Genomic DNA, 19097 nt, shown 5'->3' on the forward strand with positions numbered 1-19097 from the left:
GTGTGTCGAGTATGCATGTGAGCGGAACCGGCGACCAAACATGCCCCGGAAGTGAAACGTGTGCGCAAAGAACCCGTTACAGGTGTGCGAGCGGACGGTCCCGGTGCTCCGTCGTCACTGCCCGAGGTAGCGCAGTACCGCCATGACCCGCCGGTGCTGTCCGGATGCCGTCTGGCCGAGCCCCAGCTTCAGGAAAATGCCGGTCACATGCCGTTCCACGGCGGCGACGCTCACGAACAGCCGCTCGGCGATACCCGTGTTGGAGTGCCCCTCGGCCATCAGCGCGAGAACTTCCCGTTCCTTCGGCGTGAGTGCCGCCAGAGGGTCCTTTGGACGCTTGCGGCCCAGCAGCGCCGAGATCACGTCCGGGTCCAGGGCCGAGCCACGGGCCACGACCCGCTCCACGGCATCGGTGAGGACCCGCGGGCTCGCCACCTTCTCCTTGAGGAGGTATCCCACCCCACTCGGGTCGTCCCCCACCAGGTCGAGCGCGTAGGAGGCGTCCAGGAACTGGGAGAGGACGATGACGGCGGTCTCCGGCTGCGCGGCGCGGATCTCCTGCGCGGCACGCAACCCGTCGTCCTCCAGACCCGGCGGCATCCGGATGTCGGTGATGACCACCTCGGGCCGGTGCTCCCGGGCCGCGCGGACGAGATCCGCCGCGTTGTCGACGGCGGCGGCCACGTCGATGCCGGCCCTGAGAAGTATGGCTACGATGCCTTCGCGCACGATCGCCTGGTCTTCTCCGAGCACCGCCCGCAGTGGTTGGCTCATGGCCGCATCCTAGCCTGAGACAAGCCGGACGTATGTGGCTGAGAAGTGTGATGCCGTGCAGACACACACTCTCCGGTCCGCCGGTGCCGGGAACGGCCCTCGCACCGGACACACACCCCCCGCTTCGCCCCGCCTGTGGGGCATGCCCCAGGGAACCGTGAGGGTGGCCCGAGAGGCGTCGAGGGAGCACACGACAGACCACGACACGGTTCGCTCCGAGACTGGGCGGAGCCCCGGACCGGAAGACCAGAAGCCCTGCGCCGGGGCAGACCGCCCGGCACGGAGCACCCAGGAGATGACGATGAAGAAGTGCAACCTCACGCTGGAGATCGCGCGCTGGCTGTCCCCCGAACTCGCCCTCACGTTGTCCTGCGAGTTCTCGTACGCGGAGCAGGACCCGTTCGCCGTCACCCTGGTTCTCGACACCGACAGCGAGTGCCCCGTGCGCTGGGTCCTGTCCAGGGACATGCTGGCCGACGGCCTGAGCGCGCGCTCGGGCGAGGGCGACGTGGTGCTCTGGCCGCTGTACGACCTTCCCGACGGAGAGGCCTCCTCGTTCTGCCTGCGCCTGGTGAACACCCACACGGCACTGTTCGAGATCCCCGCCGAACCGGTCGCGCAGTGGCTCGACCACACCTACGCCATGGTGCCTCGGGGAACCGAGATGGACGGGGTGAACTGGGACGAACTGTCGCAACCGGCGGACTGAGCAACCCGCGGCAAGGTCTCACCCGGCCCGAGTCAGGTGTTCGTCGGATTGCGTGACCGGCCGTCGAGGTGAAGACGCGCTTCGCTCCCGTACGCGCGAAACCCGTGCCGCGCGGACGACGAGTGCCGCGGATCGCCGGACTGCGCCCGGCAGCCCTCGTCCTGGGCACGGCAGGGGCGGCCGGAGAAGGCCGACGCCCCCGGCCGGACGCCGGCCGACATCCTGGTCATCGGCTCGGACGGTCGCACCGGTGAGGCGGACTGACTGCTCGGCGGGGGCTGTTCCGGGACAGGTGTGCAGAGCGGCAGCAACGCGGACGTGGCGCTGGTGGTGCACATGTCCGCCGACCGCTCGAACGCCACGGTGACGAGCACCCCCCGCGACACCATGACCCGGACCCCGGCATGCGGGGACAGCGCGACCGGCGCCTCCACCCCCGGCTGCTACGGGCAGCAGCGCCGGAGTGGGCATCCCCAGCGCCGATCCGGAGCCGGGCCGGCTCGCCGGCTGGAGCCTCGACTTCTGACCGGAGCGCCGGCAGCGGCGGCAAGGTCCTGTGCGGGTGCCCGCGGTCGCGGACGCCCGCACAGCGGTGGTTCCCGGTCGGCGTGGTCCTGGCGCCCCGATTCCCGGGTCTCCTTCGGAGGGCCGAATGAACAAAAGCACCCATCGGTCTCGTGCGAGGTGGGGAGGACCGTCCTCCCCCGGTATCCGGATCGTGGATCGGCAACGCACATGGCACGTCACTCCGCTCCGCCGGCCAGGACGCGAAAGCCCAGCGGCAGCGCGGCTCCCGTGTCCCGGCGCCGGCCCCGTCGTGAGCGCAGGCGACGGGTGCGGCTGGCGCTGGTCGGTGTTCTCCTCGCGGTCGGCGCCTTGAACGCCCCACACCTGCTGCGTTTCCTCGGCATCACCACCAGCAGCGCCGCCAGCGTGACCCACGGACAGGAGAGCGGGACACCCGAACCCGCCTCGACCGATGCTCCACCGGGCAACACACCCTCCCCCCTGGCAGAGGACACGGACGGCTTCGTCACGGGGAGGCTGTCCGCGCCGCCGGTCGGCACCGGCACGATCCGACGCTTCAAGGTCCGCGTGGAGGACGGAATCGGGCTGTCGGCGGACGACGCGGCGCGGCAGGTGTACGGGATACTCGCCGACCCCAGATCCTGGACGGCGGACGGCCACGACGGCTTCCAGCTCGTGTCGGAGGGCGACCGGGACTTCGTGGTCGTCATCGCCTCTCCCGCGACGGTGGACAGGATCTGCGGTGCCGCGGGACTGGACACGGGTGGAGAGGTGAACTGTGACGTCGGTTCCCGTGTCTTCGTCAACCTGAAGCGCTGGACCTCCGGATCCCCGCAATTCCCCGGCCCGCTGTCGGACTACCGCGCGCTGATCATCAATCACGAGGTCGGACACCGCATCGGGCACGGGCACGAGGGATGCCCGGGACCCGGCGAGCCGGCGCCGGCCATGATGCAGCAGATCGACGGACTGGACGGCTGCGAGGCAAACGCGTGGCCGTACGACGCACACGGGACGTATCTCGGCGGACCCAAGGTGCCGTGACCCGCCACCGCCACCGCCACCGCCAGGACCAGGGCATTCTCGGGCGGGGCCAGGACCCCGCCGACGGAAGACTCCTGGCAGATGTGAACAGCGGGGGCACACACCAACGTTGGTATGAGGGAGCCACGTGGCTCCCGGAGCAACGGATGAAAGGCATTCAGTTGGCTACCTTCAAGAAGCAACTCGCGACAGTCGTCATGGGGATGGCGGCGGTCGGCGCGACCCTGGCCGGTACCGCCACCGAGGCGGCCGCGGCGCCGGCTGCCGACGGTGGCTGCGACGCGGCCACCTACGAGTTCTGCCTCTACGCGAGTCCCGATTACAAGGGCTCCTCGCTCAAGGTCCGGTGGGGTCAGCAGGACGATTTCGACTTCAGCCAGACCCGCCAGGACATGTGGCACAACGTCTCGTCAGTGGTGAACAACACCAACTACGAAGTGGCCTTCGCCAAGCTGTATGGGAAGAACTACTTCAAGGTTGCCCCCTTCCACCACCTGTCGGGCCTCGGCAGCGCGGACAACACGTCGGAATGGGTGGGAAAGTACCCGAACTGACGTAGGCAACAGAACCCGGCGCGGTCAACGCGACGCCGGAACCGCGGTTCCGGCGTCATCGGGCGCCTGCCGGATTGCCGTGCAGGCGCCCGATCCGTGGGAGCGGTGCCGACTCCGCAAACGTGCCTCCGACCCGGTCCGCTACCCGGCGGGCGGACCACGGACATGCACTGGTTCGGCACGGTGGCCGGGTCGCGCGTCAACGGCACCGTCGAGCCGCCCACCCGCACCGAGTGGACCTTGGTCTCCGCCGCGCCCAGGAGGGCCGACGAGACGGAACAACTCCCTTTCGTCCAGCTGGACTACGGCCTGCCCACCGACGAGGACGGGAGGGCGGCTCGGCGCGCGACTCCCAACAACGCTGTCCGGGTATTGCTCAAAGCCCAAAGGCCCGCCGTGGGGCGGGGCCCCTTGGACGTGTGGAGCGGAATCGGGCGCCGGCGGAGTGGATGCCCGCCGCCGACGCCCGGCCCGCCCCGTTCACAGAACGGCGTTCTCCGCGCTGCCCGGGAAGTCGGTGCTGTGGGCGACGTCCTTGCCGGCGTCGAACTCGGCACGCAGCTGGTCGAGCTTGACGCCGATACGACGCTGGGCGTCGCTGCCCAGCACGATCCAGTGGCGGGGCTCCGGCGTCGTGGCGGCGTCGTAGATGGCCTCGGCGGCCTTGTCGGGGTCACCGGGGAACATCTCGGGAGTGAGGCTGCCCATCATGCCGCGGAACGCCCCCGCGGTCGCCGCGTAGTCCTCGATCGCCTGCCCGGAGGCCTTGGTCCGGTTCTCGATGCCGGTACGGAACGAACCCGGCTGGATGATCATGGCGTGCAGGCCGAGGGGCTCGATCTCCTGCCAGAGTGCCTCGGTGAAGCCCTCCAGCGCGAACTTGCTGGACGAGTAGTAGCCGTTGGCGGGAAGGCTGGCCAGGCCGTCCATCGAGGACACGTTGACGACGGTGCCACTGCCCCGTCGGCGCATGCCGGGCAGCACCGCCCGGGTGAGGGCGACCGCGCCGAAGAAGTTGACCTCGAACAGCCTGCGGTAGTCGGCCTCCTCCTGCTCTTCGAGCGCCCCGATGAAATCGATCGCCGCGTTGTTGACGAGGACGTCGATCCCGCCGAAGCGCTCCTCCGCCGCGCGGACGCCTTCGGCGCGCTGCTCGGGGTCGGTGACGTCGAGCGGGACCGCCAGGGCCGTCTGCGGGTAGCGGGCGGCCAGTTCGGAGGTGGCGCGGGTCGAACTGGCGGTCGCGACCACCTGGTCGCCCTGTTCCAGCACGTACTCGGCGAGGGCCTTGCCCAGGCCGCTGGAAGCTCCGGTGATGAGCCAGGTCTTGCGGGTCATGAGGTGCTCCTTGGTATGACGAGGGGTGTCGCGGAAGGTGATGCGGAGGGCGTGCCATGCCTACGGCTGTGCCGGGAAGTCCGCCGAGCCGCTCGCGGCGGCCCACTTCTCCGTCTCGGCGCCGCGCGCCCGGCCCGCTTCGAGTGCCATGGTCACGGCCTGGGCGCCGAGCAGGAGCCGGCGCGGGGGGTCGTCGTGGTTGACGACGTCGAGGATGACCTTCGCCGCGCGGACCGGGTCCCCGGGCTGGACTCCGTTGTTCTCCTCGCGGTAGCGGTTGATCGCGCCCACGGTCTCGTCGTAGTCCGGTCCCACGGTGTGCAGCTGCATGGAGGAGCCCTGCCAGTCCGTGCGGAACGCGCCGGGTTCGACGATGACGACCTTGACGCCGAACGGGGCGACCTCGCCGGCCAGGACCTCGGAGAAGCCCTCGACGGCGAACTTGGCGCTCTGGTAGGCGCCCATGCCCGGGGTGCCGCCCACCCGGCCACCGAGGGAGGAGAACTGCACGAACGTCCCCGAGCGCTGGCTGCGCAGGACCGGCAACGCGGCCCGGGTGACGTTGACGACGCCGAAGAAGTTGGCCTCGAACTGGCCGCGGAAGTCGTCCTCGGCCATCTCCTCGATCGGCGCGCTGTTGGCGTACCCGGCGTTGTTCACGACGACGTCCAGGCGCCCGAAGGCGTCGACGCAGACGCGCACCGCGTCGCGGGCCGCCGCGGCGTCGGTGACGTCGAGCGCCACCGCGCGGACCTGGTCCCCGTACCGGGAGACGAGGTCCGCGAGCTGCTCCGGACGCCGAGCGGTGGCCACCAGCCGGTCGCCCGATTCCAGTACCGCCTCCGCCAGCTCACGTCCAAAGCCCCGCGAGGCCCCGGTGATCAGCCATACCTTGGTCATATTCACGCTCTTCGTCCCTCTTCTTTGTCGCAGCAAATATAGATAATATGTCCTGTTTATTCCCTAAAAGGAACCTTGTGGCTGGGCTACCGTTGCCCGCGATGAGATACGTGTTCCTGAACCACGTGTAGGTGTGAACCGCTCGCGATTGTCGCGGTGGGCGGCGCACAGGTGCTGCGCCGGCCGCGGTCACATGGTCACTGTGCTACGACTTGCCCGTTGCGGCATCTGTCACATGACTGGGGTGTTTTCCTCGGCGGGCGCTCCGTCATGTGTGCGGGAAGTGCCGGCACACACCGTCATGTGACTGATGTGCCCGATACCTCCCGGGGAGAGAGTGGAGTCGGCCGGTCCGGCCCGAGGCGGTCACGCACCGGTGCCACGGGCTCCGCGTCGCGCGATCAGCAGGCACACCTTCGTCGAGAAGGCGCACGGCAGCACGTACGACAAGGGAGGAATCGACGTGACACCGGTCGAGACACGTTCGTTGAAGAGCAGCAATCCGGTCCTGTCCCGGCGGGTGCTGGGCCGGTACGGCGGGCGGAAGACCGCGGCCAGGAGCCCGCTGGTGGAGACCGCGGCCAGAACCCCGCTGGTCGAGGTGCCCGTCTCCCAGGACCTCGTGCCCCCGGCGGAAGGCACGGACCAGGCCCGTAAGGCGGACCCGGCCCTTCCTCCGTACCACGTCGCGGACCTCTTGATGATGGGCCACGTCCTGGCCCGTACCGCGGTGGCGTTCGCCCTCACCGCGCTCACGGCCGTTCTCTCCTGGCTGGTGCCGCCCCTCGCCTCGGTGAACACGGCCGTCTCCTACGGCATCGCGGGCGGGGCCGGCCTGACGGCCACCGCCCTGGTGTTCGTCCAGTGCCGCAGGCGCCGCTCGTCCCCGGTACTGACCCTGGCTTTCGCTCTGGTCCAGGGAGTCTTCCTCGGCGTGCTGTCGAACACGGTGTCCACCCATGTCTCCCCGGGCATCTTCGTCCAGTTCGTCATGGGTACGATGGCCGGCTTCGCCGGAGTCCTGGGCGCCCACGCGCTGCGCTGGATACGCGTCACCGGCCGGACCTGGGGATTCCTGACCGCCGCGGCACTGGGCCTGAACCTGCTCATCGCCGCCGACCTCCTGCTGTCGGCGGCCACCGGCACCGCGCCCGGCTTCCAGTATCTGCTCCTGGGCGCCGTCGTCGGAGTCACCGGACTCGCCGCCGGCACCGGCTTCCTCGCCCTGCACCTGCGCCGCGTCGAACACGAGATCACCCGCGGCACACCCCGCACACAGTCCTGGCACGCCGCCTTCGGACTCACCCTCACCCTGACCTGGCTCTACGTGGAGAGCCTTCGCCTACTGAGCCTCGCCACACCGGACGACGTCTGCTGACCGGGCCGCGAGGCCACCACCGCGGAGGAGGAGACATGGCGCCGATACACGGACTCGCGGCCGGGGCGTGGGGCCGCCTGGTGGCCTCCGACCCCGGGTTGCACCGCCTTCACCAGGCGTTCTCGGCGGGTGTGGCGATCTCCACGCCCATCGGCCTCGCCGCCTGGGAACGCACCCCGCCCCGGACCGACGAGGCGCTGGGCGCGACGGCACCGCGCTCCGCCCGGCCGGCGGACGACGTCTCCCGCCTCCTCTCCGCCGCGGAGGACGCGCTGTGGTCCGAGTCCCTGTCCGGACCGCCCGACGCCGCGGTCCGGGCACTCACCGGCGTGGCGCAGCTGCTCGGTCGACTCGCGAGCCTCTCCTCCCCGGTCCGGGCGGCAGGGTCCGGAGGGACGGGCCGGCACCACGGCTCAGGCCGAGCCCACGGCCTCGTCCCTCCGGCCCGCGGAATGACGAGTGCCGCCCGCCTGTGCCGCCCGCCTGTGACGCCTGTCTCCGCGCGCCCGTTCGACAAGAGGCCAGTGGACCTTTATGGTGGAGCGCGTAAAGTTCCACTGGCCTCTTATGGGCCGATCACTGATACGACCGTGAGACGGAAGGGTGTTCAGAGATGAACGACGACACCACGCGCACGGATGAGGGCCTCGAGCCGGCGCGAGTGGCCCGCACGCCGCTGGGCGGCTCGGGTCTGTCCGTGCGGCCGGTCGGTCTCGGCCTCATGGGGATGTCGCAGTTCTACGGCTCGGCCGACCCCGACGCCTCGGTCGCCACCATCCGCGACGCGATCGATCTGGGTGTGGAACTCCTCGACACCTCGGACTACTACGGGGCGAGCAGCGCCACGCCGGGCCGCCCCGTCGCGGGTTTCGGGCACAACGAGGAACTGCTGGGCAAGGCCCTGCGGGGCCGCCGGGACCGGGCCGTCGTGGCGACCAAGTTCTCCGCCCGCCCGACCCCGGAGGGCCGCAGTTTCTTCGACGGACGCCCCGAGTACGTCAAGGAGGCGTGCGAGGCCAGCCTCCGGCGCCTGGGCACGGACCGGATCGACCTGTACTACTACCACCGGCTGGACCCCGACGTGCCCGTCGAGGAGACGGTGGGCGCCATGGCGGAACTCGTCGCCGAGGGCAAGGTCCGGGCGCTCGGCCTGAGCGAGGTCCCCCCGGAGGTCCTGCGCCGCGCCCACGCGGTCCACCCCGTCGCTGCCCTCCAGAGCGAGTACTCGCTGTGGGAGCGCGGCGTCGAGGCCGAGGTGCTGCCGGAGTGCCGGCGCCTGGGCATCACGCTGGTGCCCTACAGCCCGCTGGGCCGCGGCATGCTCACCGGCGCCTTCCGCGGGGGAGCCGAGTTCGGCCCCGACGACTTCCGGTCCACGCTGCCCAAGTTCCAGGGCGAGAACTTCGAGCACAACCGGCGCCTGGTCGACGCGCTCGAGGAGTTCGCCGCGGACACCGGCCACACGGCCGGCCAGATCGCGCTGGCCTGGCTGCTGGCCCGGCACCACGACATCGTCCCGATCCCCGGCTCCCGGCGCCCGGCCAACGTCCGCGCGAACCTCGCGGCCACCTCGGTCCGGATCAGCGCCGACGACGTGGCGCACCTGGGAGCCCTTTTCGACGCCGCACACATCAAGGGCGGCAGGTACGGCGCCCTCAACGTCCTTCCGCGCGACACCGAGGACTGAGGCACCGGAGGCCGCAGGGCCCGTCGACACCGGAGCGACGCACCACAACGACGTACAGAACGACGCATCAGAAGGAGCATCCCCGATGAACTACGACGACCAGTTCGCCGGCAAGACCGCCTTCGTCACCGGAGCGGGCAGCGGCATCGGGTCCGACATCGCCCGCCTGCTGGCCGCACGCGGGGCGAACGTCGCCCTGGTGAGCCGGCAGGCGGATCCGCTGCGTCAGCTCGCCGACGAGATCGGCGCAGCGGGTGGCAAGGCCCTCGTCCTGCCCGCCGACGTGAGCGACGCGCGTGCCGTCGAGCACGCCGTCGCCGAGACCGTCCGCCAGTTCGGGGCCCTGCATCTGGCCGTGAACAACGCCGGTACCTCCGGCGTCGTGCACGAGGTGCCCGAGCTGCCCGAGGAGGAGTGGAACAAGACCCTCGGCATCAACCTCTCCGGTGTCTTCTACGGCATGAAGTACCAGGTCCCGGCGATCCTGGAGGCCGGCGGCGGCGCCGTCGTCAACATCTCCAGCGTCTTCGCCGACCGGGGAATGCCCACGCGTGCCGCCTACAGCGCGAGCAAGCACGGCCTGCGCGGACTGACCCGTTCCGCCGCCTCGGAGTGGGCCCGGCACGGAGTCCGGATCAACGAACTCCAGCCCGGCGTCATCCCGGTGCCCCGCCAGCAGGGCAACCCCGAAGAGGTCGCGAAGATCGCCGAGCGCATCCCGGCCCGCCGGCTCGGCACCGGCGTGGAGGTGGCCAAGGCCGTCGCCTTCCTGCTCTCCGACGAGGCTTCCTACGTCACCGGCGCCCACCTGGCGGTCGACGGCGGATTCCTCATCTGACCCCGCACCCCCATCCCCCACACACACAACCAATCATCAAGTCATCAAGAGAAACCGAGGAAACATCATGAGCAAGACCTGGCTGATCACGGGAAGCTCGCGAGGACTGGGCCGTACCCTCGCCGAGGCGGTCCTCGAGGCAGGCCACAACCTGGTGGCCACCGCGCGGCGCACCGAGTCCCTCACCGACCTCGCCGACAAGTACGGGGACCGCGTCCGCCTCGTTCCCCTGGACGTGACCGACTCCGCCGCCGCGAGGAGGGCCGTCGACGCGGCGGTCCAGGCGTTCGGACGCCTGGACGTCCTGGTGAACAACGCCGGCTACGCGGACATGGCCGCGATCGAGGACGCGTCGGAGGCCGACTTCCGCGCCCAGGTCGAGGCGAACCTCTTCGGCGTCGTCAACGTCACCCGGGCCGCCCTTCCGGTCCTGCGCGAGCAGGGCGCCGGTCACATCATCCAGGTGTCCTCCGTCGGCGGACGTGTGGGTGGCCCCGGCCTCGGCGCCTACCAGACCGCGAAGTGGGCGGTCGGCGGCTTCTCCGAGGTCCTCGCCAAGGAAGTGGCCCACCTCGGGATCAAGGTGACGGTGGCCGAGCCGGGTGCCATGCGCACCAACTGGGCCGGCTCGTCCATGAGTACGCCTCCCGTCAGCGAGCCCTACAAGCCGGTCATCGAGCCCGCCATCGCCCGCCAGCGCGAGTCCGACGGCAAGCAGGCCGGCGACCCGGTCCGGGTGGCGCGGATCCTCCTGGACATCACGGAGATCCAGGACCCGCCGCTGCGTCTCCTGCTCGGCAAGGACGCGGTGGCCGTCGGCCAGTACGTGGCCGAGACCCTCGCCGAGGGGGACGCCAAGTGGCGCCACGTGAGCGAGTCCGTGTGACCCTCGGGCCCGGCCGCAGGGCGGTAACCGGCCCCCGGCGGTGCCGCCCCTGCCCGGGCGGCACCGCCGGGGGCCGGTAATGTTGCCGGGCGCGGCTCGGGTACGGGCCGTGGGACGAGCGCCCCGGGAAGGCGACTGGGACAGCAGCGATGACAGAAGACCGGCCGATCGACTTCCAACGAGCGCGCAGCGCCGAACAACGCCAGGCCCGCAAGGACGCCATCCTCCAGGCCGCGGCGGAACTCCTGGCCGAGATGCCGGTGAGCGACATCAGCCTCCGGGAACTGAGCCGGCGGGTCGGACTGTCCAAGACCAACGTCGTGCGCTACTTCGAGACCAGGGAAGCGGTCTTCTTCGAACTGCTCAACCGCACCTTCGAGCAGTGGCTGGAGGACCTGCCCGGCGATCTGGCAGCCGCCGCCCCCGCCGCACCGGCACCGCCCGAGGCGGTGGCGGACGCCCTGGCCCGCTCCCTGGCCCGCCGGCCCCTGCTGTGCGAACTGCTCAGTTCGCTCGGAACCGAACTCGAACGCAACATCTCCAGTGAAGCGGCGCGTGACTTCAAGCTGGACAACAACCGCCTCCAGAGCAGGCTGGCGACCCTGCTGCGGCAGTACGCGACCGCGCTCACGCAGCCCGCGGCCCGAGAACTCGTCGCCCTGGCGATCGTCGTCACGGCCGGGCTCTGGCCCTTCGCCAATCCCTCACCGCAGGTCGTCGAGGCCCTCAAGGACCCGCAACTGGCCCACACCCGAGTCGACTTCGCCGAACGACTCGGCCGCGCGCTGCGGATCGCCGTCACGGGACTGCTCAACCTCCGGTAACACCTCGCACTCTTCGCCCACAAGGACGCGTCGACGCTCGCGCCCTGCCTCCACCCGGACGTCGTGTTCGAGAACTACGGCGATCCGCAGATCAAGGGCAGGGAGGGCGTCGTGAACATGTGGAGCAACGTCTTCAACATCTTCGAGCGCGTCGAGTTCACCATGCTTCACAGCGCGGGCAACGGCGACATCGTGATCGAGGAACAGATCCACGGTCTCGCCCGTCCCGGAAAGCGGCTCGCGCCGGTCAGGAACATGGCTGTCTACCGCTTGCAGGACGGCCAGATCGTGGAGTGGCGGGACTACACCAACCCTGTGTACGCGCGGAGCCTGTCCCAGTAACACCCGACGGTCCGGCCTCCCCGTCCGGGCGGCGAGATCCTCGGTTGCCTTCTGGTGCCGGGATGAGGTCCGCCCCCGGATATGGACGTTCCGGTCCAGTCGTGCTGTCCCGGGATCATGACTCGATTCCAGGACCACCAGCACGCCTACCGGCGTATGCACATGTCGCGGGAGGACGGAGCCCTCCTCCTGCGGCTGCACACCGACGAGAGACCGTTCGCCTTCGACGAGGAGACCCACCACGCCTTCGGCGTCGCCTGATGTCGTACTGATGACAGGCAGGCCCTGACGGTGTATGAGGCCCAGACCCGCGGCGCCGTCGCCGAGGCGGCTCGCCGGGGAACCGGCGTCGCCGACCTGCTGCAAAGGCCCTGACAGCGGGCGTCAGGCGACGGACTCCTGCGGAGCGGGCTCCTTCTCCGCGGCGTGGGAGCGGCCGGCGTCGACGGTGAAGAACGCGACCAGGCCGGCCGCGATGAGGAAGCAGCCCGCCCAGAGGAAGGCCGTGCGGTATCCGTTCACCAGCGCGGCACTGTGCATGGCGGCACCGTGCGCGGTCAGATACGTGGCCGTGGAGCTCGTGGCCAGGGTGTTCAGCAGCGCGACACCGATCGAACCGCCGACCTGCTGCGAGATGTTGATCATCGCGGAGGCGACGCCCGCGTCCCTGGGACCGATCCCGTAGGTGCCGAGACTGGCCGCGGGCATGAAGGCGGTGCCCAGACTGACGCCGAGTCCGAACTCGGCGATGAGGAGGAGCGGGGCGAAGTGTGTGTCGATGTCGATCTGCGTCAGCAGCAGCACGAAGACCGCGGCGAACAGGTATCCGGCGGTCATGATGCTGCGGGGCCGAATCCGCGTGAGGAGGCGGGCCGCGATCACCGAGGAGCCGATGACCTGCCCGGCGGCCAGAGGAAGGTAGGCGACACCGGTCTGTGCCGGGGAGTACCCCTTGACGGCCTGCAAGTAGTACGTAAGAAACAGTGTGATGCCGGAGAGGCTGAGCAGCGCCAGGGCGGCCGAGAGGTAGGACCCGGCGCGATTGCGCTCACGCAGGATGCGGGGCGGCAGCAGCGGCTCGCGGACGCGGGTCTGGAGAAGGGCGAACACCGTCAGCAGTACGACGGCCCCGGCGAAGCAGCCTAGGGTGACGCCCGCCGTCCAACCGTGGCTGTCGGCGAGGTTGAAGGCGTAGACGAGGGCGGCCAGGCCGAGTGTGGCCAGGACGGCGCTGGGGAAGTCCAGCCGCGCACCGCGGTCGGTCTTGGCGTCGTCCTGGACGAGAGCGATGACCCCGATGACAGGGGCGATGGCCAGCGGAATGCTGATGAACAGCGCCCAGCGCCAGTTGAGGTAGCTGGTCAGCACGCCGCCCAGCAGAAGCCCCGCGGCGCCGCCGGCCGTGGTGATGGCGGCGAACACCCCGAACGCCTGGGCGCGTCGTTTGCCGTCCGGGAAGGTCAGCGAGATCAGGGACAGGGTGGCCGGGGCGAGGAGAGCTCCGAACAGGCCCTGCAGGGCGCGGGCGAGGAGCAGAATCCCGGAGTTGGGCGCGGACCCGCCGAGCGCGGATGCCAGGACGAAGCCGATCAGCCCGACGAGGAAGATGCGTTTACGGCCGAACACGTCGCCCAGCCGACCGCCCAGCAGCAGCAGCCCGCCGAAGACCAGGGTGTACGACGTGATCACCCACTGCCGTCCGCCGTCGGATATGTGGAGGTCGAGCTGCGCCGAGGGGAGTGCGACATTGAGGATCGCCGCGTTGCAGACCACGATCAGTTGAGCGATCGAGATACATATGAGGGTGAGTTGGGATCTGTCCGCGCGACCGGCGTTACGAGACATGGGTTTCTCCAGGAAGCCCTCACCCGGTGAGGGCATGAATCAGTGGGATGGACGCAGCAGTGCTCCCACCGAGTACTGAGCAGGGTCTCTGAGTGGGATCACACTAGAAAATCCGGTTGTTCAGGCACATCAGTCATATGACGGTCGACTCCGGGATCATTCGGTCGAACTCGGCTCACCTGCCCCAAGAAGCCAGGGCGGGTCCGGCCTTCTTCAGAAGGCCGGCCACCCGCCCTGGCTTCTCGAGGGGGTCAGCGCAGCTTGCGGTAGGTGGTGCGGAGGTCCTGGATCCAGGCCTCGGGGTTTTCGTAGGGCCCGAAGTGGCCGCCCTTTTCGTGGACGTTGACGTCGCGGATGTCGGCGTAGAACTGGCCGCCGCCGGCCTTGAAGGTCGCGATGCGCTCTTCGGCGGTTTCCGAGCCGGGGGAGGGGTCGCCGAGCAGGAAGGTGAAGCCGGCCGGGGCCTGGACGTACGGCTTCAGGTCGTTGACGGGCTTCGGCGGGTAGAGGCTGGCGTTCTTGTAGGCGCGGATGGAGGAGCCGATGGCCTGGTTGACCCAGTAGATGGTGGCGAAGGTGAGGATGTCGTCGACGGGCCACTCGGCGGTGAAGTCGGCGTTGCGGTCGCTCCATGTCTTCCAGCGCTTGAGGACCCAGGCCAGCATGCCGGCCGGGGAGTCGTTCAGCCCGTGGGTGAGGGTCTGGCCGTCGAGCAGGTGTGCGGCCACGTGGGAGACGTAGGTGCTGTTGCGGCGCAGGGTCCGGGCCCGGATGTCTTCGGGCATGTCCTCGGTGCGCTGGCCGCCCGTCAGGTCCCAGAAGCGGTCGCCCTGGAACATCGCGGGCGGCATCTCGTTGCCGAGGTGGATGCCGTAGAGGGAGTCGGCGTACTTGTGTCCGAGCCGGGCGCCGACGAGCGCGCCGTAGTCGGCCGCGCCGACGCCGTACCTGCCGTAGCCGAGCACGTCGGTCATCAGGGTGTGGAAGCGGTCGGCCATGTCGGCGTAGTTCTCGCGGGGGTTGGTCAGGGGGGTGGAGAAGCCGAAGCCGGGCAGGGAGGGGATGATCACGTCGAAGGCGTCGGCGGGGTCGCCGCCGTGCGCGGCGGGGTCGGTCAGCGGGCCGATGACCTTGTGCCAGTGGTGGTGGGTCCAGGGCCAGCCGTGCATCAGGAGCAGCGGGATCGGTGCCGGGCCCTTGCCCCGTTCGTGGATGAAGTGCACCGGGCTGCCGTCGACGTCCAGGCGGTGCTGGTTGAAGGAGTTGAGCTTCGCCTCGGCCGCCCGCCAGTCGTAGCCGTCGGCCCAGTACTCGACCAGGGGCTTGAGGTAGGCGGTGCTCAGACCGTAGGTCTCGTTGTCGTTCTCCGGGTCGGACGCGAACCGGGTGGCCTTCAGCCGGGCACGCAGGTCGTCCAGGACCTCCTGCCGGACGTCGACGACGAACGGCTCCGGGTCACGACGGGAATCGGTGCTGCTCACGGTGATGCTTCCTTCGTTCGAGGATGATCGGCCCCGGCGACGGGGACCGGTGGTCATGTCAGTACTCGAGGTCCATCCGGACCCGGGTCAGTACGAGCTCGGCGATCTTCCATTCCCCGTCGACCTTGGTGAACCGGGGCCGGTAGTGCCCGAAGCCGTGCATGGAGGTGAACCGCGGCTTGCCGTCGGGCCCGGTACTGGCGGGGCGCTTGATCAGGTCCTCCATCGCCCACACCCCGTGGGCAGAGGTCGCGGACTCGACGTCGATCTCGTCGGAGAACAGGTGATGGACCACCACGGCCTCGGCGCCGACGCTGGCTGGAATCGACTCGGCGATCTGTGACCGGCCCGCCATGCGGGCCGCGACGGAACCGTCGACGTTGTGCGGGGTGAACGTGCCGTCGGGAGCGAAAAGCGAGGCTAGTTCCTCCCAGCGCTGCATGTCGGCGTTGTAGACGTAGCGCGCCATCAGGCGTCGCAAATCCTCGACCGTGCTCAGGCGTTCGATGGCATCCATCGGTCGTGCCTCCACTCTTCTCATCACTCTGCGGTCTTTCCCCGGCATGAATACGTGTCTTTCGACGTTGAAGCACACGAGATACCCTGGGAACACTTTTCCGGATGTATCGGTTGATCTGAGTATGAACCCTCCATCATTGGACTGTCAAGTCCAATTTTAGAGTGTCGCTTCGCTCCTGGGTGTGCGTCACTCGTGTGCGTCACTCGTGTGCGCCACTCCGCGGGTGTGGCTGCGGGTGTGGTGCAGGTGTCGCACCCGGCCCGCCGTGCGACGTGACCCCTGACCTCACTACTGGACTATACAGTCCAGAGAGTGCGACAATGGCGTCATGAACAGAGGTATGACAGTCAAGGGCGCGGCGACGCGCAAGCGCATCGTGGTCGCGGCTGCGCTGCTGATCAGGGAGAAGGGGGTCGCGGAGGTGACCCTCGACGATGTGCGCGCCGCGACGTCCACGAGCAAGAGCCAGTTGTTCCACTACTTCCCCGACGGGCGATCCGACCTGCTCGTGGCTGTGGCCGAGCACGAGGCCGAACAGGTCCTTGAGGTTCAGCAGCCGTATCTTGGCGACCTGACCACGTGGGAGTCCTGGCAGAAGTGGCGCGAGACCGTGATCAACCACTACGCGGAGCTGGGCCGTCGCTGTCCGCTCGGGAGTCTCACCTCCGAACTCGGGAAGTCCTCGCCCGAGGCGCGTGCGGTGGTGTCCAACCTGTACGAAGCGTGGGAGGCGGCGCTGCTGCGTGGCGCGGAAGCACTCACGCCTGGAGGCGACGAGACGGCGGTGGACCGCGCTAGGAGCATCCTGGTCGCCATTCAGGGTGGCGTCGTCATGCTGCGGGCGACCGGTCGTATCGAGTACCTGGTTGCTGGGCTCACCGGTGCCATCGAGCCGCTCAGGCCGGCGGCCGTCGTGTCCTGAGGGTCTGATCGGGGGGCCGTCACGCCGACGAGCGGGGCTCACGGGACTCTGGCGGCCCGGGCGGCCTGGGCGCGGCGAGCGGACCGGTGACGGTTGGCTCGTCGCCGGCCCGGGTGTCGACACATATCTGGACTCCCGATAAGAATGGACTTGACGGTCCAGTGTTTCGTCTGCAAGTATTGGACTATGAAGTCCACTCCTGCTGACTCCCCCCGCCGTGCGTCGAGGCCCGATCCCATCGCCCGCGGCACAGGTGTGCTGCTGGCCACGCTGTCGATCGCGACCGTGTCCTACACGCTGGTGCAGTCGATGGTGAATCCCGGACTCGAGGCGCTGCGCGGACACGTGCACACCAACCAGGTCGGAGTGAGCTGGGTACTCACCGCGTTCCTGCTGTCCAGCGCTGTCCTCACGCCAGTGCTGGGGCGGCTGGGAGACCGGGTCGGCAAGCGCAACACCATGATGGCCATGCTCGGGGTTCTGGCGGTCGGCAGCGTGATCTCGGCGCTGGCCACCAGTCTGCCGCTGCTGGTCTTCGGCCGCGTGGTGCAGGGCGCGGGCGGTGCGACACTTCCGCTGGCCTTCGGCATCGTCCGTGACCTGGTGCCCCGGGAGAAGGTCGGGGCCACCGTCGGGATGATCGCGGCGACGAGTTCGGTGGGCGGCGCGATCGGCGTGCTCGTGACGGGTCCGATCATCACCCATCTCGGAGTGCCCTGGCTGTTCTGGCTTCCGGCCATCGCCAACGCCGCCGTGGCCCTTGCCGTCTTCCTGTTCATCCCGCGTTCCGGGGTGACGGCCGAGGGGCGGATGAACTGGGCGGCGGCCCTCGCACTCGCCGCGGCGCTGGTGCTCCTGCTGCTGCCCCTGAGCCTGGGGCAGGAGTGGGGCTGGGGATCGGCCAGGACGCTGGTCCTGTTCGCCGCCGCGATCGTGGCCGGCGGTATCTGGGCCGCGGTGGAGACCCGCTCCCGTCACCCGCTGATCGACATGCGGGTGTTCCGGCTTCGACCGGTGTGGACCGCGAACGTCGCCTCGTTCTTCTTCGGGGTCACCCTGTACTCGTCCTTCGGCTTCATCCCGTCGTTCCTGCAGGTCCCGACCAGTACGGGCTACGGTCTTGGCAAATCGATCGCGGTGTCCGGCCTGTTGTTCCTGCCGATCACGGTGACCCAGTTCGTCAGCGGCTTCGCCGCCGGCCCGCTCGCCAGGATCTTTCCGGCGAAGCACCTGCTCGTCCTGGGATCCGTGCCCGTGATCGTCTCCTTCTCGCTGATCTCGGCGTTTCATGAGCAGGTGTGGCAGATCGTCGTCGCGACCTCCATAGGCGGGATCGGGTTCGGCATCGGGCTCTCCGCCCTGTCCGCAGTGGTGGTCCACGCCGTCCCCGCCGAACACACCGGCGCGGCCAGCGGGATGAACGCGAACATCCGCACCATCGGCGGTGCGGTCGGCGCCGCGCTCGTCTCCAGCGTCCTCACCTCCAGCACCACCAGCGGGGGATACCCCAGCGACGGCGGATACACCGCGGCATTCGCGCTGCTGGCCGTGGCAGCGGTCGCGGGACTGGCCTCCTGTCTGCTGATTCCGGGCCGAAGGAAGCCGACGGTGCACAGCCAGGACACCCCCGCGCAGCGGGTCGCCGAACTCGCCGACCAGCACAGCCCCTTCTGACCGGGGACGCCTTCGCCCACTGCCAACCGCTGGATCAGTGAAAGTGTTGCCGTAGCAAAACTCGATATATAGGAGAAAACATGCGATTCATAGGAAAGTCTGTCGTAGTCACCGGTGGCGCGTCGGGCATGGGTGAAGCGGTCGCCAAGCACCTTGCCCGCGAAGGGGCTTCCGTGCTCATCGCCGACTTCAACGAGGCCGGCGGCACCCGGGTCGCCTCCGAGATCGCCGCCGCCGACGGGACCGCTCTGTTCCAGCACACCGACGTGAGCGACCCGGCCTCGGCCCAGGCGATGGTCGACGCCGCCGTCACCCACTTCGGGAAGCTCGACCTCGCGGCCAACGTCGCGGGCATCGGGCAGGGACACGCCCTCATACAGGAGACCGAGCTGGAACTCTGGCAGCGAGTGAACGGGGTCAACTCCTCCGGGCTCTTCTTCAGCCTCCGCGCCGAGATCCCGGCCCTGCTCGCCGCCGGCGGCGGCGCGATCGTCAACGTCGCCTCGCTCGCCGGACTGCGGACCTTCAAGAGTCTGAACGCCTATGTGGCCAGCAAGCACGCCGCGGTCGGCCTGACGAAGAACGCCGCCCTGGAGAACACGAACATCCGTGTCAACGGCATCGCGCCCGGGGCTGTCCTCACCCCGATGCTCGGGAACCTGAGCCAGGAGGAGGTCGACGGATACGCGGCCTCGGTGCCGTCCGGTCGGCTCGGCACACCGCAGGACATCGCCAACGTGGTGGCGTTCCTCCTCTCGGACGAGGCATCGTTCGTCAACGGCGCCGTGATTCCGGTCGACGGCGGACTGCTCATCGCCTGAGGCGCCACCAAAAATGTCCCACCCGCGCGGAG

19 protein-coding genes and 1 pseudogene are annotated in these 19097 nt (G+C 69.3%); 13 read left to right on the top strand and 7 right to left on the bottom strand.

Annotation, left to right across the window (positions count from 1 at the left end; all coding sequences use genetic code 11):
• Window positions 1–114: 114 nt before the first annotated feature.
• Window positions 115–774, bottom strand: coding sequence for a response regulator (locus ACGH7X_RS40760; RefSeq protein WP_399896127.1), 660 nt, complete (start codon window positions 772–774; stop codon window positions 115–117).
• Between the two features lie 295 nt (window positions 775–1069).
• On the opposite strand from ACGH7X_RS40760, the gene ACGH7X_RS40765 reads away from it, so the two are divergent.
• The 3 genes from ACGH7X_RS40765 (at window position 1070) to ACGH7X_RS40775 (ending at window position 3609) form a co-directional block, all read left to right on the top strand.
• Complete coding sequence (locus ACGH7X_RS40765) at window positions 1070–1483, top strand: SsgA family sporulation/cell division regulator (protein ID WP_399896130.1); 414 nt, start codon at window positions 1070–1072, stop codon at window positions 1481–1483.
• 735 nt (window positions 1484–2218) lie between these two features.
• Window positions 2219–3055, top strand: a complete 837-nt coding sequence (locus ACGH7X_RS40770; RefSeq protein ID WP_399896133.1) for a DUF3152 domain-containing protein — start codon at window positions 2219–2221, stop codon at window positions 3053–3055.
• A gap of 146 nt (window positions 3056–3201) precedes the next feature.
• Window positions 3202–3609, top strand: coding sequence for a peptidase inhibitor family I36 protein (locus ACGH7X_RS40775; protein ID WP_399896136.1), 408 nt, complete (start codon window positions 3202–3204; stop codon window positions 3607–3609).
• Window positions 3610–4089: 480 nt separating this feature from the next.
• On the opposite strand, the gene ACGH7X_RS40780 is transcribed toward ACGH7X_RS40775, so the two are convergent.
• Together ACGH7X_RS40780 and ACGH7X_RS40785 are read right to left on the bottom strand one after the other, a co-directional pair.
• Window positions 4090–4947: an oxidoreductase gene (locus ACGH7X_RS40780; RefSeq protein WP_399896139.1), complete on the bottom strand. Its 858-nt coding sequence runs from the start codon at window positions 4945–4947 to the stop codon at window positions 4090–4092.
• 60 nt (window positions 4948–5007) lie between these two features.
• A complete protein-coding gene (locus ACGH7X_RS40785; RefSeq protein ID WP_399896142.1) occupies window positions 5008–5847 on the bottom strand; it encodes an oxidoreductase in 840 nt (279 codons plus the stop codon).
• 376 nt (window positions 5848–6223) lie between these two features.
• Here ACGH7X_RS40785 and ACGH7X_RS40790 point away from each other — a divergent pair, with 376 nt between their 5' ends.
• Window positions 6224–7225 (top strand): Bax inhibitor-1/YccA family protein, encoded by a 1002-nt coding sequence (locus ACGH7X_RS40790; RefSeq protein WP_399896145.1) that lies wholly within the window; start codon window positions 6224–6226, stop codon window positions 7223–7225.
• Between the two features lie 109 nt (window positions 7226–7334).
• On the opposite strand, the gene ACGH7X_RS40795 is transcribed toward ACGH7X_RS40790, so the two are convergent.
• A complete protein-coding gene (locus tag ACGH7X_RS40795; RefSeq protein ID WP_399896147.1) occupies window positions 7335–7550 on the bottom strand; it encodes a hypothetical protein in 216 nt (71 codons plus the stop codon).
• A 288-nt stretch (window positions 7551–7838) separates the two neighbouring features.
• On the opposite strand from ACGH7X_RS40795, the gene ACGH7X_RS40800 reads away from it, so the two are divergent.
• The 6 genes and pseudogenes from ACGH7X_RS40800 to ACGH7X_RS40825 all read left to right on the top strand — a co-directional run bounded on the left by ACGH7X_RS40800 (window position 7839) and on the right by ACGH7X_RS40825 (window position 12063).
• Window positions 7839–8912 (top strand): aldo/keto reductase, encoded by a 1074-nt coding sequence (locus tag ACGH7X_RS40800; protein ID WP_399896150.1) that lies wholly within the window; start codon window positions 7839–7841, stop codon window positions 8910–8912.
• A gap of 85 nt (window positions 8913–8997) precedes the next feature.
• The gene (locus ACGH7X_RS40805) at window positions 8998–9750 is read left to right on the top strand and encodes an SDR family NAD(P)-dependent oxidoreductase (protein ID WP_399896153.1); all 753 of its coding nucleotides are present in this window, start codon (window positions 8998–9000) and stop codon (window positions 9748–9750) included.
• Window positions 9751–9817: 67 nt separating this feature from the next.
• Window positions 9818–10636, top strand: coding sequence for an SDR family NAD(P)-dependent oxidoreductase (locus tag ACGH7X_RS40810; RefSeq protein WP_399896155.1), 819 nt, complete (start codon window positions 9818–9820; stop codon window positions 10634–10636).
• Window positions 10637–10785: 149 nt separating this feature from the next.
• Window positions 10786–11460, top strand: coding sequence for a TetR family transcriptional regulator (locus tag ACGH7X_RS40815; RefSeq protein ID WP_399896158.1), 675 nt, complete (start codon window positions 10786–10788; stop codon window positions 11458–11460).
• Between the two features lie 15 nt (window positions 11461–11475).
• Window positions 11476–11802, top strand: a pseudogene (locus ACGH7X_RS40820) (nuclear transport factor 2 family protein); the annotation flags it as partial.
• 117 nt (window positions 11803–11919) lie between these two features.
• Window positions 11920–12063 carry a hypothetical protein gene (locus ACGH7X_RS40825; protein WP_399896161.1) on the top strand — a complete coding sequence of 48 codons (144 nt, stop codon included), beginning with the start codon at window positions 11920–11922 and terminating at the stop codon, window positions 12061–12063.
• 123 nt (window positions 12064–12186) lie between these two features.
• Here the strand turns inward: ACGH7X_RS40825 and ACGH7X_RS40830 are convergent, their stop codons facing one another.
• The 3 genes from ACGH7X_RS40830 to ACGH7X_RS40840 all read right to left on the bottom strand — a co-directional run bounded on the left by ACGH7X_RS40830 (window position 12187) and on the right by ACGH7X_RS40840 (window position 15645).
• Entirely contained in the window at window positions 12187–13647 is a 1461-nt protein-coding gene (locus ACGH7X_RS40830; RefSeq protein ID WP_399896164.1) for an MFS transporter, read from the bottom strand.
• A gap of 251 nt (window positions 13648–13898) precedes the next feature.
• The gene (locus ACGH7X_RS40835; protein ID WP_399896167.1) at window positions 13899–15128 is read right to left on the bottom strand and encodes an epoxide hydrolase family protein; all 1230 of its coding nucleotides are present in this window, start codon (window positions 15126–15128) and stop codon (window positions 13899–13901) included.
• A 58-nt stretch (window positions 15129–15186) separates the two neighbouring features.
• Entirely contained in the window at window positions 15187–15645 is a 459-nt protein-coding gene (locus ACGH7X_RS40840; RefSeq protein ID WP_399896170.1) for a nuclear transport factor 2 family protein, read from the bottom strand.
• Between the two features lie 331 nt (window positions 15646–15976).
• On the opposite strand from ACGH7X_RS40840, the gene ACGH7X_RS40845 reads away from it, so the two are divergent.
• The 3 genes from ACGH7X_RS40845 to ACGH7X_RS40855 all read left to right on the top strand — a co-directional run bounded on the left by ACGH7X_RS40845 (window position 15977) and on the right by ACGH7X_RS40855 (window position 19065).
• Window positions 15977–16570, top strand: a complete 594-nt coding sequence (locus tag ACGH7X_RS40845; protein WP_399896172.1) for a TetR/AcrR family transcriptional regulator — start codon at window positions 15977–15979, stop codon at window positions 16568–16570.
• Window positions 16571–16756: 186 nt separating this feature from the next.
• A complete protein-coding gene (locus ACGH7X_RS40850) occupies window positions 16757–18244 on the top strand; it encodes an MFS transporter (RefSeq protein WP_399896175.1) in 1488 nt (495 codons plus the stop codon).
• Between the two features lie 80 nt (window positions 18245–18324).
• Window positions 18325–19065 (top strand): SDR family NAD(P)-dependent oxidoreductase, encoded by a 741-nt coding sequence (locus tag ACGH7X_RS40855; RefSeq protein WP_399896178.1) that lies wholly within the window; start codon window positions 18325–18327, stop codon window positions 19063–19065.
• Window positions 19066–19097 lie beyond the last annotated feature (32 nt).

This window comes from Streptomyces sp. BBFR51, from assembly GCF_044591655.1.
In the GTDB taxonomy this organism is placed as follows: Bacteria; Actinomycetota; Actinomycetes; order Streptomycetales; family Streptomycetaceae; genus Streptomyces.

Excerpts from the sequence above, each read along its gene's own strand:
- ACGH7X_RS40780 (WP_399896139.1), bottom strand. The coding sequence starts at position 4,947 with ATGACCCGCAAGACCTGGCTCATCACCGGAGCTTCCAGCGGCCTGGGC.
- ACGH7X_RS40800 (WP_399896150.1), top strand. The coding sequence starts at position 7,839 with ATGAACGACGACACCACGCGCACGGATGAGGGCCTCGAGCCGGCGCGA.
- ACGH7X_RS40765 (WP_399896130.1), top strand. The coding sequence starts at position 1,070 with ATGACGATGAAGAAGTGCAACCTCACGCTGGAGATCGCGCGCTGGCTG.
- ACGH7X_RS40785 (WP_399896142.1), bottom strand. The coding sequence starts at position 5,847 with ATGACCAAGGTATGGCTGATCACCGGGGCCTCGCGGGGCTTTGGACGT.
- ACGH7X_RS40805 (WP_399896153.1), top strand. The coding sequence starts at position 8,998 with ATGAACTACGACGACCAGTTCGCCGGCAAGACCGCCTTCGTCACCGGA.
- ACGH7X_RS40845 (WP_399896172.1), top strand. The coding sequence starts at position 15,977 with ATGAACAGAGGTATGACAGTCAAGGGCGCGGCGACGCGCAAGCGCATC.
- ACGH7X_RS40775 (WP_399896136.1), top strand. The coding sequence starts at position 3,202 with ATGAAAGGCATTCAGTTGGCTACCTTCAAGAAGCAACTCGCGACAGTC.
- ACGH7X_RS40770 (WP_399896133.1), top strand. The coding sequence starts at position 2,219 with ATGGCACGTCACTCCGCTCCGCCGGCCAGGACGCGAAAGCCCAGCGGC.
- ACGH7X_RS40830 (WP_399896164.1), bottom strand. The coding sequence starts at position 13,647 with ATGTCTCGTAACGCCGGTCGCGCGGACAGATCCCAACTCACCCTCATA.
- ACGH7X_RS40815 (WP_399896158.1), top strand. The coding sequence starts at position 10,786 with ATGACAGAAGACCGGCCGATCGACTTCCAACGAGCGCGCAGCGCCGAA.
- ACGH7X_RS40840 (WP_399896170.1), bottom strand. The coding sequence starts at position 15,645 with ATGGATGCCATCGAACGCCTGAGCACGGTCGAGGATTTGCGACGCCTG.
- ACGH7X_RS40825 (WP_399896161.1), top strand. The coding sequence starts at position 11,920 with ATGACTCGATTCCAGGACCACCAGCACGCCTACCGGCGTATGCACATG.
- ACGH7X_RS40850 (WP_399896175.1), top strand. The coding sequence starts at position 16,757 with ATGAAGTCCACTCCTGCTGACTCCCCCCGCCGTGCGTCGAGGCCCGAT.
- ACGH7X_RS40810 (WP_399896155.1), top strand. The coding sequence starts at position 9,818 with ATGAGCAAGACCTGGCTGATCACGGGAAGCTCGCGAGGACTGGGCCGT.
- ACGH7X_RS40855 (WP_399896178.1), top strand. The coding sequence starts at position 18,325 with ATGCGATTCATAGGAAAGTCTGTCGTAGTCACCGGTGGCGCGTCGGGC.
- ACGH7X_RS40760 (WP_399896127.1), bottom strand. The coding sequence starts at position 774 with ATGAGCCAACCACTGCGGGCGGTGCTCGGAGAAGACCAGGCGATCGTG.